Consider the following 12,850-nt stretch of genomic DNA (forward strand, 5'->3'; position numbering starts at 1 on the left):
CTATAGCTACGGTATTTTTCTTTTTTATTTTCATCCAAAAAAAGAAAATAGAGGTGCTGTTTGATAACATCTCGAATCCTTCCAATCTGCTGGTGATAGTAATAATAGCATAACTGTATGTCGGAGAGCTTATCAAAAGATTCCTGCAAAAAAAGCTCTACATATAGCTTGGTCTCATCCTCTTTAAGATGAACTCTTTCAATTGCTGTGGTATTGAAACTTGCCAATTCTGTTACATATTCTAATAGTTCAGGGATATTCTCGTCTATAGGAATATTCACATATCCTTTTTTTGGAGTATCAACTTTGTAATTGTAAAACGGGATTTCTGTATAGTGTATAGAGATCGGAGATTTTTCTTCTGTTTTTGGAAATACGAAAGAGAAATGAGTGTGTAGTTTAGGATAGTTCTTTTTAAAAAAATCAAGGTATAATGGAGTAGGAAGGTAACAAGTGGTAAGCCATCCCATATCCTCATGGAATAGGCGATGCAATACATTTAGGTATTTCATGTAGTAAATAGGTATTAATTAGTACTTTTTTTGTCCTCAATAAGCAAAGCGGAATCGCCTTAGGGTAGGATTGCTTATAATAATAAAATTACAATAAAAATTANGCCATTGCTTGGTACTGTAGGGATAGAATAGTAGAACTCATTACTCTCTGAATTTGTTAAAAAATGAAAACTAAAATCTGGAAAAAAATAAGGATCAGTACATTTTGAGTCTTCTTTATGTACTGTAAAGACTTTATTACACATAATTTTATGATCAAGATCAAAAATTAAAAGAGACGTTTTTTTAAGTTTTAGGATATCAATCATATTTCCGACCTGAAGAATACAGGCATCAGAATTCCCGTACACACGTTGATTCATTTTTAAAGGAGTATAACTAATATCTGAATATACAGGGTAACCAGAGAAGAAACCTGTAGTGTTATGATGAAGTGAACACCTAAAATCAGGGGTTAAAATCGTGTCTATAGTATTTTTTATGGTTGTTGGTTTCATTCTATTGGTTTTAAGAATAGTAAACATTATCTGATTAAGTGTGTAACTTAATATATTGAGACTGCTGCTTTAAGACTATTTTCTAGCTTAACGATTTTAGCTTCTATCTCAGCTAAAGATAATTCTTCTTTTATCTTATTAAATGTTGAAATAAATCGAGTGATGTTTTTTTTGTTTTTCCCCCAATCGATTAGTTGACTTTCAATACAAGAACTTTTTAGATATATAGTGCCATTATTAATATTAACTGTTATTTCTTCACTCCAGGAACTCAGAGAGAATTTAGTAATCGCAACGCATCCTGTTTCGGATAAAGTATTAATATTCCATTTTAGTTCTTCTATGGTTTCTATAGCTATAATGAATAATTGTTTATCTGATAGTTCTGGTACTGTAATGTTTTTGACATATTTTGGTGGAAATCCGAATATCATATTATTTATTATTTAGTTGTTGTACAAAAATACTTAGGGATTAATTTTGAAAAAATTGAAAATATGGAGTACAAAGAGTCTATGCTATATAAGTTCTATTGGTCTATTTTTAATGCTATTCTGTGTTTTATTAAACACAAAAACCAAAAATCGATAGTATAGCAGTAGCTCAATTATGAGATATAAGTGTATGTAACACCATCTCGACTAATGTCAATTTTAGTTGTTCATAATATATATTAGTCTTTTTTTCGTTTCTTTAGCCAAGGGAATTAATCGGATTCTGGGTGGTAAATTACCATTATCGTATAATCTCTAGTTTATTACTGCCTTTGGGTTTGTGAAGAAATAGATAAGTGTAATACTTATATTTATAACTTTCCCCATCTTCTACTTCCTCTATAGCATGGTAATAAGCAGATTCTCCACGTTCTATAAGCCCCTTTAAAGTTACAACTCTACCATTCCCTCCAAATATAATCTCATATTTATCTAATGGATATTTCTCTTTAAATTTACTGTCAAAAACATTAATAGAATGGTCTATCCTACTTTGGATTCCAGAGTTTTTGGAATCGTTATAATGAACAGATATAAGATATTCTAGCTCCCTATTTTTAACTATTCTTACCCATTTTTCCTCATTTTGATTATATATAACATCCGCATATTCATCATAAAAATCTAGAATTTCTTTTTCTAATTCTTTTTGATCTAGTTCTGTAAGTATTTGTGATTCGCTCCATCCTTTTAGGTTATACGGCACTTCTGCTTCGAAGGTAAATGTTTCTTCATAATAGGGTAACCCATTGGTAAGAGGGGCATAATATTCTTTTACGATATCATAGTCTCCTGCTTCATATGGTTGTTTTTTATCTCGCTTAAATATTTTAAGCCTAAAACTATCATCAGCATCTATAGTTGTATATTCTTTATCATCTATTTTACCTAGCGGAAATAGCTTGACGGTTACTTCTTGAAGACCACTTTGTAAAATCATATCATTAATCGGAGTCGCATGATTCATTAAGCCTACATTTTCATAATGTCTAAACACTAAAAGTCCATTGATGTAAATCTCATAAAAGCAACCGCTTTGATAGCCTTCTATAAAATATTGTGGCATGGTAGTATAGTCTAGAGAGTCTACATTACTATATAATTGTTCTATAGGTCTTTTCATATTATTTTTTTTATGGTCTTGTGCGCAAGAAATATAAAAAACAAAAACCAACAGAGTAGTAGCCCAATAATAAGACTTGGCTATTTGTAACCTCGCTACCATTACCTTATAATCTCTAGTTTATTACTCCCCTTGGGTTTGTGGAGAAATAGATAGTATGAAGTTCTTGCTTTTGCCCTTTTACCATTACGATCTTTGTTTTGAGCGAAAGAATATGCTGACATCCCCAATCTTTCAGTACTCTTTAAAGTAACAACTTTTCCATCTCCTCCAAAAACAATTTCATATTTATCTAAAGGTATACTCTCAACCAATTCTGTATCAAATGGATTTGCATGGTAGGCAATTCGTAATTTCACTTCTTCATTTTGTGAATCATTATAGTAAACAGACTTAAAGTATTCAGTTTCCTTGTTTCGTATCATTTCAACCCAGCCCTTCTCGTTTTGATTCTGTATGATTTTATCATATTCTTGATAAAAATTTAATATTTCTTGTTCTAATATATCCTCATCCATATCTTGTAAATTTATAGATTCACTCCATCCTGTCAATTTATAAGGTACTTCTGCTTCGAATGTAAATGTTTCCTCAAACATAGGAACTCCAACATTTTTAAAACTACCAGTATCTTTACCAGTTGTAGTAGGTGCAAAATACTCTTTAACTATATCATAATCCAAACCTTCCCAAGGTGTCGCTTTGTCTCTTTTAAATATTTTTAAACGGAAACGAGTATTATCTTCAAGTGTTTTATATTCTTTATTACCGATCCTTCCTAAAGGGAATAATTTCACTGTTACTCTTTGTGTTCCACTTTTTAAAATAACGTCATTTATAGGAACTGCGTGATTAGATAATCCAACATTTTCGTAGTGTTTAAAACTTAAAATTCCATTTACATAAATTTCATAATAACAACCACTCTGATGCCCTTCTATAAAATATTGGGGCATAGAAGGATAATTAAGAGGGGCTACATTAGTATATAATTGTTCTATTGGTCGGTTTTTCATACTTGTTTTGTCTTTTTTATGTTCCTGTCCACAAGAACCAAAAAAAACAAAAACTGATAGTAAAAAAGTAGTCCAATACGAGATATACATTTGTACCCTCATGTCGTTATCTTATAATCTCTAGTTTATTACTGCCTTTAGGTTTGTGGAGATATAAATATCTAGAACTTCTAGATTTAACTCTTCTTCCATTATAATCAATATTTTGAATAAATGAAAAAGCAGATTTTCCTTTTCTTTCAATACTTTTTAATGACACCACTCTTCCTTCTGCTCCCAAAATGATTTTATATTTATCTAAAGGTTGAACTTCTAATATTTCATTATCAAAAGTGTTTTTATATTCATTAACCCTTTTTTCAACTTCTTCTTTACCAAAGTAATCTGTAGAATGAATTTGCTCCTTCTCTGATTGAAAAACCATTTCTACCCACTTTTCTTCATCTATATTTTGTATGATTTCACTATAGTTTTTGAAGAATAATAATACTTGTTTTTCTAAGTCCTCCTCATTAGATAAATCTTCTGATTCACTCCATCCAGTTAGCTCATATGGAACTTCAGCTTCGAATGTAAATGTTTCCTCAAACATAGGAACTCCAACATTTTTAAAACTACCAGTATCTTTACCAGTTGTAGTAGGTGCAAAATACTCTTTAACTACATCATAATCCAAACCTTCCCAAGGTGTCGCTTTGTCTCTTTTGAAGATTTTTAAACGGAATCTGGTATTACTTTGTAGCGTAGGATATTCTTTATCACCTATTTTTCCTAATGCAAATAGCTTAACTGTTACTCTTTGTGTTCCGCTTTTTAGAATTACACTATTAATAGGTATAGCATGATTTGCTAAACCAACATTTTTATAATGATTGAATACTAAAAAGCCATTTACATATATTTCATAATAACAACCACTCTGATGCCCTTCTATAAAATATTGGGGCATAGAAGTGTAGTTTATTTTTTGTTTATGTAATTCAAGAATCTTATCTATAGGTCTTTTTTTCATACTTGCTTTGTTATTTTTATTCTCTTGTCCGCAAGCCACTATGGTTATAGCCGCTATTATTAGTAGTAGTATTGTTCTTGTTAATTTCATTTTGTTTAAGAATATGTTGTTTTAGCAGTAAACATCTCAAAAAGATACATAGTACCCAAACTTATAGTTTTTTGCCCAAATACAGGAATATCTTTCTCTTCATTTTTTGGATTAGTGTCTATAATTTCTTCATCATTAAAAATAACAACAGTAAGCTTTTGTTTATATTTTCCTTTAATCCCATCAAAGAATAATTTATCTTCCAAATAGGGTCCTCTTTTATCATCTACACCAAATCTACGGGTAACTCCTGCTGCCGAGTGTAACTCTACATTTCCTTCTGCTGCTANAAAGTTTGTTTATAAATAATTGATTAAAATTGTGTCATGTGTCATGTGGAGTGGAAGCCAAAAAACACCTGTTTGAAGGATTAAAAAGAACTAAATATAGAGGAAGTAGTGTATCTTGTGAAACAAATCAGCAGAAAAGTCAAAAGATAAACAGGAGAGTAATTCCGCATATCCTAAGACATAGTTTTGTTACTTATATTTTAAAAAATGATATCGATTTAAGATATATTCAAACTCTTTTAGGAGGATAGTAGTACTTTAGCAATAAATAATTGAAATTTTACTTGTTTTTCACCTCAGTTATTTATTGTATACTTTTAAACATTAGAGAATCCAACCTGTTTCTTTCTTCCATTAGTTTCTTTAAATTCTGATTTAGTGGCATTTTAAGATGTGATCTATAAATCTGATTATTAATTCCAGAGAGTGTTCTCATTTTTTGAAAGTACACATCTCTCAATAGGAAAAATAAATCAAAAATTTCTAGGTTATTAGAATTAGAGGAATTAAGCTTTTTCAACTGTGTTTCTTTATCTTCGATTAATTTGTATGCAAACAAAAAGTCACGAAGGTACTCATCGTGAAAGAATATTTGTTGTTGAGTTCCGTAACTTCTTACTCTAAAATCCAGTCGCTTTATGTCTTCATAAATTTTCTTTCGATCATTCATTATTGCTTTTAGAGAATCTAGGTTTGTTCTCATTATTCCAATTCTACTTAAAGTGTTTTCATTGAAGAGTTCTACTTCGGAATGAAGTTTATACCATTTAGACTTTAAAAGCGTTATAATATGCTTGAATATAAAACTGATACGCAGTTATTGATTTTATAAGTTGATTTTCAAGAGTTTCCAGGAGTTGGTCTATCTTATATTCCAAATCTTCTAATGTGTCAAATATTTTCATTGCCATTTTATCCTTCATCCATTGCCATACTTTCTCTGCTGGATTTAATTCTGGGCTATAGGGTGGGATAGGTAGTAGAATTATATTTTCAGGTATGGTTACATTTTTTGTGGAGTGAAAAGCAGCATTGTCAATGATCAGGATTTTGACTTCCCTAGGTTTATGTTTAGCAAAATCTTCAAGATATTTTATGAACAATTCTTTGCAAACTCCATCGGTTGTCATGCAAAAAGACTCTCCCGAGATTGGCGAAAAGCTTCCCCATAACCATTTGTATTGGTAACTGTGCTTGTATTTCCCTATAGGCTGTACGCCTCTGGCAGAAATAACCCTTTTCTGTTTGGTAATCAATCCAAATCTGCTTTCATCCTGAAAATATAGGTTGACCGTATCATATTTATTTTTATCTAGACCAGTTCTAATTTGAGTAAATAAATTTTCAAGGTTTTTTAAAAACCTCTTCGGCTTTATCATCTTTCTTATAATGGGATTTTCTAGAAACCTTTAGCTTGGTTTTGTGTTTTCGCCTACAATGAGCATACAAAGCGGCATAAGTTACTTGTTGATTCAATTCCTGTGCTAACATAGCTTGGAGCTCTACATAAGAAGTAATCGTTGTGTGTTGATCCAGAACCTTATTGGCTATAAAAGCTTTAGCTTCTTGGGTAATCATCTTTGTGTTATTGCCACCGCTTTGCACTTCTACTAAACCAGACAAGCCTTTTTCTTGATACAGCACTACCCACAAACCAATAGTGGTAGGGCGTCTTCCCAATTTTATGGCTATATCCTTACGGGATCCGTACTTTTCTTGCTTTATACATAAAAGCATTTTTAAACGATCCCTAACTAACTCTGTAGAGCAGCCTGAATGCAACTTTTTTAAGTACGCTAAATCCTCAACTATATTTATGTTTATCTTTTTTGGCATACCACAAGATAATGAATTATTATCTCGAATTCAAAGTTGAAATAGTATTAGATGTTTCTAAAAACAATTCATTAAGAACGTTTATCTTGTAATTTTCTTCAATTTGTTTTGGAACATAATAATTATTGCCAATAAATGCAATAGCCAATGCAATAAAAGCAGATATAAGCGTCTGTACAAAAGGTTTCTGAAGTTTATTTTTCATAATTGTTTAAAAGATATGACACTTCGTGTTTTAGTACCAAAGATATTGCAGAATTAGCTATGATTGACAAAAAAATTACTTGTCATATCTCCCGTCACAGTTTTGGAAATATTGCTGGAGATAAAATACCAGTACAGATGTTACAAAAGTTGTATAGGCACTCTGATATAAGCACAACTATAGGGTATCAAAGTCATTTTGACCATAGTAAAACAGACAAAGCCTTAAATAATGTTCTCGATTTCTAAAGTTAGCAGTGTTCAATAAACTATGCCAAAGTTTAAATTTTACCTAAAAGGATAGTCGCTATAACTCTTTATTATGAGTTATAGCGACTATTTTACTCTATTTCAATTGCAGCTTTTAAATTATTCTCTAACTCCGTTATTTTATGTTCTATATCAGCTATAGACAGTTCCTCTTTGATAGTGTTAAATGTCGAAATAAATTGAGAACCATTCTTTTTATTTTTTCCAAAATCTGTTAGTTGACTTTCAATGCATTCACTTTCTATAGTAATAGTACCATTATTGATCGTAATTATTATTTCTTCTCTCCATGATCGCCAAGAGAATCTAGTAAAGGCGATAATAATAGATTTTTCATCATGAAAAGCATCAACGTACCATTTTAATTTCTCTATGGTTTCTAAAGCTATGATTACTGATTGTTTATTAGATAGTTCTGTTGTAAAATCAGTTATATATTTTGATGAAAAAAATCGAAATGCCATAATTATTTATTATTGAATTGTTTGTGAAAAATAGTTAATAGTAGAGCTCTAAAAAAAAGCTACCATTCTCCAATACGACTGTTTAAGACGTATTACAAGGTGTTTTTAGATAAATTAGGGTATATCATTTAATATGCTTTTAGGATTGCATATAAAGCTAAGTAACGATCACTTTATAAAATTGATCTTAATTTAAATCAACTTGCCAAAAGCATTAAAAACATACCATTAAATAATGTTTTGAATTCCTAACTCTTATCGAGTTGTTTGGTTATTGTGCCATGCCATACTAGTTTTCCTGTCTTTTGGTCAAAAACTTGAACCGCAACAGGTAGAATATATCTAGGATCATTTTCTACTTTTTTTATAATAGTTTCTATGCATTCTTTTATCCCTCCTAAACTAATTAAATGGTAGTATTCTGAATCCAACCTAAAGGAAAAACCATTATATATTGATGATCTAAAATTTTGATTTATTACACATCTAAAATCAGGATTAATTAATTTTTCTATAATGTATGTACTGGTCATTGTATTATAATTTTAGCTATGATTTACCATCCTCCAATTTTTTTTCGTTCTCTTTGTTGAGCAAGGGTAGCCTCTGGGGTATCAATAGTACTAGGGTATAAAGGTTTAGGAAACCCCTCTGCCTTACGACGCTCATAATCTTGCTGGCGGTAGGCATCAAAAGCATCTCCTAGGGGTAATGGACGGTTTTTATCCATATACCAAACTATTAAAGACCATATTTCATAAGCAGCCCCATCTGATAAGTTATGAGGCTCATAGGCATTGTTTCTATATATATGTAAGTTCTCATAGGCTACGGCATCTACATTGGTAGTAAATACATATTCTCCTATCAATTGATTAAAAGGAAATGTCTGTGCTGGGGTTTTGTTCCATTTAGGCAAGCCTACCAAACCATTTTGCCTATCCATGGTAAAATGTCGTATCTCTGTCTTTCGGACTATATTAAAAATCATTAAAAATAAACCGCCCCCGCCGCCTAGAATTATCAATGCAAATCCTCCAACAGATAATTTTTCTTCAATAGGTAGAAATAAATACCCCCCAGCGAGACAAATAAAAGTGAACAATCCGATGCCTGCATATACTTTTTTCTTAAAGGTATAATCGATAGCAGAAAAATTGGCATCGGCATATAATACGGGGTGTTTTCTTTTTTCTATATCCTCAAGGCGTACAGGCGATGGGCTTTTATATATTTTATGTGATAGTTTACTCATTATAATTTAGCTTACTGTTCCTATTAATTCTGATTTTGTTCCAATCTTTATATTAGTACCAAAAATATCGGTTACTGGTTTGATGCTTTCTTCTAAAGCCCCGAATACAGTTTCTTTATCTAGATCATCTGCTCTAAAGATAAATCCATGATACCTATCCTGATCTCGCTGGCTAGGCCAATATTCTTGTCGCTCTCCATCTAATAAGGCTCTACTGACTAGCATAAACATAGAGCTTTCTTGTTGATAGGGTGGCGCACTGATTTTTTGATATTGTTTGGTGGTTAATCGATAGGTAAGTACCAATACATCTAGGTGATGTTCTTCGTCTAGGGTTATTGTATGGCACTCGATACGTTCTTTATCCATGGTATTGCTTAATCCTTTTGGAAAAAAATAGAGCTCGCATTCTAAGCTACTGGTATTATAAATAAACTTACGCAAAGTCACTCGTACCGCAAAGCTTTTAAGATGTTTTATACCATCTAGTTTTTTAAACTGCTCTTCTTTCCATTTTCCAAAGTCGGTACGCTCTTTATATTCAGGATCATAGGGGTAGTCTTTATCTATGATCTGTAGATCTGTACGGTATCCTATAATAAGATCATACAGATCCTTAGCAGCAATATCAAAATCTGCCCATTGCTCAGAGCCTTTTTCTACCAAGGTATCGCGTTGTTCATACATCATATTACTATACTCATGGGGGTATGTAGGCAGCACCCCTTCTGGCTTGGTATCGCTATTAAGTGCATTATTTTTTAAGAATTTTTGTAAGGGGGTATCGGTATAATAGATTGCAATCACTAGCCCTGCAAAAAATAGAGCATTGGCAGTAATCACCTGCCATGTGGGTAGTTTTTTTACAGTTTTTCCTTTTGCCATATAGCTACTATAAAAAGAAATTCCGCTATTAAGTACCGTTACTGCTGCCATAGCAGAGGTAGCGATCCATGCTATAGAGGCATCATAATCCTTAGCATTATACGATTTTACAGCATCTACCATACACATTATTACTGTAATACCAGAGCCTATTACCCCTAAGCCTTTCCCCCACATAGTTCTATTAGAGAGATTAATAGTTTCAGGAACAGCTCCTCTTTTTATCAATATCGCTTCTTGATATGCTCTGGCTGCGGATAGGGTTTTGGCAAGTGCGCCAAAAGAATTAGTCAAGTTTTTAATATTAAACTCATTTGATAAATCCTTTAATTTTACAGCTAGATTTAGCAATTCTAACCCTGCAATAAAAGCTCTAAACTGTGTGCTGGCGAGTAATCGTTCTATTTTTTTTGCCATCTCAGAGGGTACACGCTCTAGCTCTAGGGTTATTTTTTTGTTTACTACAGCTTCTTCTATGGCTTGCCTAGATTGATTGGTGGCAATGGTTGCAAATACACTTCCTTTTTTGGTATTTATAGTCGTTACCATCTTTAGATTAAGTCCTAATCCCTTGGGGGTATTAGTGGCTAGATCTCCTTTTTTAAACTGAAAAACATTTTGCCCGTTTACCGTAAAAGATTTTAGATACTTAAGAGTTGCAGTATAGGTAAACTGATCTGTGGCGTATTTGGCAAAAGCATCCAATATCCCTTTAAGCGATTTAGCAAATCGTGTTTCTATTTTTAGATGTTCATTGGCTGATAATCCTGTATCACTAAGATCTGTAAACTCTACCCCAGCCATCAGGAGTTTTGGGGTGATTAAGGATTCATCTTCTTGTAGGATTCGATTATAATAGGATGCCCATCGATCCTTATTATAGTTATGCTGATGTTTTAGATCAAACTGGTAATCCTTATATTGTGGGTGGATTGCCAGTAGCGAAAGGTGTTGCTTCTGTAGCTCATATCCTCTAAAAATGCCATCCGCAGTATTTTCTACATAATCATTAAGTCGGTTTTGGTATAGTTGGCTTTGTTGGCAGATGCCAAAATCATCTCGTAGCTTAATGATATATGCTCTTTGCTGTTTGCGTAGATCAACTCCTAGAATTTGTAATAATTTATTCTTGTCTGTTGTTTTACCTAGTTTCTCTATTGCCTCATTATGGTTATAAATGGTTTGATATACAGTTAGGCTATAGGAGAACAATGCATTTATCTGTTTTTCATATACCGATAGTGCTGCTCTATATGGTTGCCCTGATCGCAATCTGTTATAAATTGCCTTGTAATCTTGCCCTGTTTGTATCGATTCTATAATGGCATCTAGTTTATGATACTCTTGCTCTAGTGTATAGCCTATATCTTCTGCAATACCTATGGGATCCTGTAGTATAATAAACATATCCTCTTTTAGCTCTGGATCGGTATCCTCTAACTGCACCTGCTCTAATCGGTGGTGTAACCATCGTGCTTGTATGCTCTCTTCTGCGGTAAATACGGCATCTACCTGATCATAGGATTTTACCCAAGGGATTTCTTCATTGGGTTGCAATCCTGTGCATTCTATACGCTGCATTCTGGCAGCTCTTGCCGAGGTATCGCTACGCATCTTTTGATGATAAGCTACTGACCACTGTACATCAGAGAATGCTACCCATACCACATCGCACTGTGCTACCGATATACCACTATCGATAATGGTGTTATCTGGCTGGCGTACATCATAGAATCCATCATTGCCTGCTATGGTACTGCCTTGCTCCCAGATGATGGGTCTTAGACCGCCCCCCATAACTACTTGGTACTCTAACCACAGACTGTCATCCTCTGCAAATAGGATATAGATATACCCCTGTCGTATTGAGGTCTCTGCATAATAATGGTTATGTAGTTGTGGATAGTTTGGGTAGTGTGTTATTACAAATTCTTCTAATGGTTCTGTACCATCCTTGGTTACTTTAATAGGTTTTGGTTTTTCTTCTTTTTTTGAGGCTGCTACATCTATAGTGCTATCTGTTGCATTTTTATCAAATGCCCCGTGCCTCAGAAAATAGAGTTTTATCCCTGCTTTGGTTACTGTAAGTTCTCTACTCTGCACGATGGGTGCCCCAGGGTATTCTACTTCAAAAATATAACGCCCTACGACCTCATTATATGCCTGTCGTTGTCGCTGCTGAAATGTTAGTTCATCTGCCATTATTGTAGTGATGCTGTATTAGGTTCTTCTTCTGTTTCCCAAACGATGGTTACCTTCTTATCCTGTACCTGCCCCGATAGCTCTTCTATGGTATGGTATCCATCTGCATCGGGTATTGGTTTTTTTACTCGTATGGTAGCAATACCTCCATCGGGGATCGTATAGGTATCTGCCTGTAGGGTTACTCGTTTTATTACCTTAGATTGTCTAATAAGTCGTTCTTCTTTGATCCATCTAGGGTTTACGACTCTGGGGGTGCCTTCTTCTGGTTGTCGTAATAGGTCTTGGTTTTCTTGTGCTATTCTGGTAGTGCCGAGTATACGATTCATAAGGGTACTCTCGGGGAAGGGTATCTGATCTTCGGGTAGGGTGAGTACTGTTTCTGGGCTAGTGGTAGTTAGGGTTACTCCTGGGATGCCTGTGGTGATTACTCCTCCATGTGCGGTTTTGCAATCTACCGTTGCTATAGGGATACCATTGATAAAAACGCCGCTACTGCCTTGTACAATCATATCTGTTGCTCCGACACATGCACAGCTATCTCCTTGTAGAGCAATTGCTTGCCCATTAATGGTTACGCCTGGTGCGGCAGAGGTGATAATAGCACCTCCTATATGTGGGGTGCTACCCGTATACATTGGGCAGCTGTGCATACTGCCTACTACTGCGATGGGTTTTGATGTCATAGGTTCTACTA

Annotated in this window: 15 protein-coding genes; 1 reads left to right on the forward strand and 14 read right to left on the reverse strand. The window is 33.6% G+C overall.

Annotation, left to right across the window (positions count from 1 at the left end; all coding sequences use genetic code 11):
• From N456_RS17720 to N456_RS17775, 9 genes are all read right to left on the reverse strand, one after another.
• Nucleotides 1-512: hypothetical protein (locus N456_RS17720; RefSeq protein ID WP_148639365.1), on the reverse strand; the 512-nt coding region annotated here is incomplete at its 3' end.
• A gap of 547 nt (nt 513-1,059) precedes the next feature.
• Nucleotides 1,060-1,446, reverse strand: coding sequence for a hypothetical protein (locus N456_RS17730; protein WP_062060106.1), 387 nt, complete (start codon nt 1,444-1,446; stop codon nt 1,060-1,062).
• Nucleotides 1,447-1,747: 301 nt separating this feature from the next.
• Nucleotides 1,748-2,629, reverse strand: a complete 882-nt coding sequence (locus N456_RS17735) for a hypothetical protein (RefSeq protein WP_148639367.1) — start codon at nt 2,627-2,629, stop codon at nt 1,748-1,750.
• A 101-nt stretch (nt 2,630-2,730) separates the two neighbouring features.
• Nucleotides 2,731-3,747 carry a hypothetical protein gene (locus N456_RS17740; protein WP_062060109.1) on the reverse strand — a complete coding sequence of 339 codons (1,017 nt, stop codon included), beginning with the start codon at nt 3,745-3,747 and terminating at the stop codon, nt 2,731-2,733.
• A 4-nt stretch (nt 3,748-3,751) separates the two neighbouring features.
• Entirely contained in the window at nt 3,752-4,747 is a 996-nt protein-coding gene (locus N456_RS17745; RefSeq protein WP_062060111.1) for a hypothetical protein, read from the reverse strand.
• Between the two features lie 594 nt (nt 4,748-5,341).
• Nucleotides 5,342-5,740 carry a hypothetical protein gene (locus N456_RS17760; protein ID WP_062060117.1) on the reverse strand — a complete coding sequence of 133 codons (399 nt, stop codon included), beginning with the start codon at nt 5,738-5,740 and terminating at the stop codon, nt 5,342-5,344.
• A 64-nt stretch (nt 5,741-5,804) separates the two neighbouring features.
• Nucleotides 5,805-6,416 carry an IS630 family transposase gene (locus N456_RS17765; protein ID WP_062060119.1) on the reverse strand — a complete coding sequence of 204 codons (612 nt, stop codon included), beginning with the start codon at nt 6,414-6,416 and terminating at the stop codon, nt 5,805-5,807.
• A complete protein-coding gene (locus N456_RS17770; RefSeq protein WP_062060121.1) occupies nt 6,382-6,873 on the reverse strand; it encodes a helix-turn-helix domain-containing protein in 492 nt (163 codons plus the stop codon). The genes N456_RS17765 and N456_RS17770 overlap by 35 nt, the downstream gene beginning before the upstream one ends.
• A 19-nt stretch (nt 6,874-6,892) precedes the next feature.
• Nucleotides 6,893-7,078, reverse strand: coding sequence for a hypothetical protein (locus N456_RS17775; protein ID WP_062060123.1), 186 nt, complete (start codon nt 7,076-7,078; stop codon nt 6,893-6,895).
• 2 nt (nt 7,079-7,080) lie between these two features.
• On the opposite strand from N456_RS17775, the gene N456_RS17780 reads away from it, so the two are divergent.
• On the forward strand, nt 7,081-7,326 hold the full coding sequence (locus N456_RS17780) for a site-specific integrase (protein WP_062060125.1): 246 nt from the start codon (nt 7,081-7,083) through the stop codon (nt 7,324-7,326).
• A 92-nt stretch (nt 7,327-7,418) separates the two neighbouring features.
• On the opposite strand, the gene N456_RS17785 is transcribed toward N456_RS17780, so the two are convergent.
• The 5 genes from N456_RS17785 to N456_RS23805 form a co-directional block, all read right to left on the reverse strand.
• Nucleotides 7,419-7,811 (reverse strand): hypothetical protein, encoded by a 393-nt coding sequence (locus N456_RS17785; RefSeq protein WP_062060129.1) that lies wholly within the window; start codon nt 7,809-7,811, stop codon nt 7,419-7,421.
• Between the two features lie 248 nt (nt 7,812-8,059).
• Complete coding sequence (locus tag N456_RS17790; RefSeq protein ID WP_062060131.1) at nt 8,060-8,344, reverse strand: hypothetical protein; 285 nt, start codon at nt 8,342-8,344, stop codon at nt 8,060-8,062.
• Between the two features lie 23 nt (nt 8,345-8,367).
• A complete protein-coding gene (locus tag N456_RS24115; RefSeq protein WP_062060133.1) occupies nt 8,368-9,066 on the reverse strand; it encodes a hypothetical protein in 699 nt (232 codons plus the stop codon).
• A 6-nt stretch (nt 9,067-9,072) separates the two neighbouring features.
• A complete protein-coding gene (locus N456_RS17800) occupies nt 9,073-12,153 on the reverse strand; it encodes a toxin VasX (RefSeq protein ID WP_062060135.1) in 3,081 nt (1,026 codons plus the stop codon).
• Nucleotides 12,153-12,839, reverse strand: coding sequence for a PAAR domain-containing protein (locus tag N456_RS23805; protein ID WP_082422583.1), 687 nt, complete (start codon nt 12,837-12,839; stop codon nt 12,153-12,155). Before N456_RS23805 ends, N456_RS17800 begins: the two co-directional genes overlap by 1 nt.
• Nucleotides 12,840-12,850: the final 11 nt, after the last annotated feature.

Origin of the sequence: Aquimarina longa SW024 (assembly GCF_001401755.1) — a bacterium.
In the GTDB taxonomy this organism is placed as follows: Bacteria; Bacteroidota; Bacteroidia; order Flavobacteriales; family Flavobacteriaceae; genus Aquimarina; species Aquimarina longa.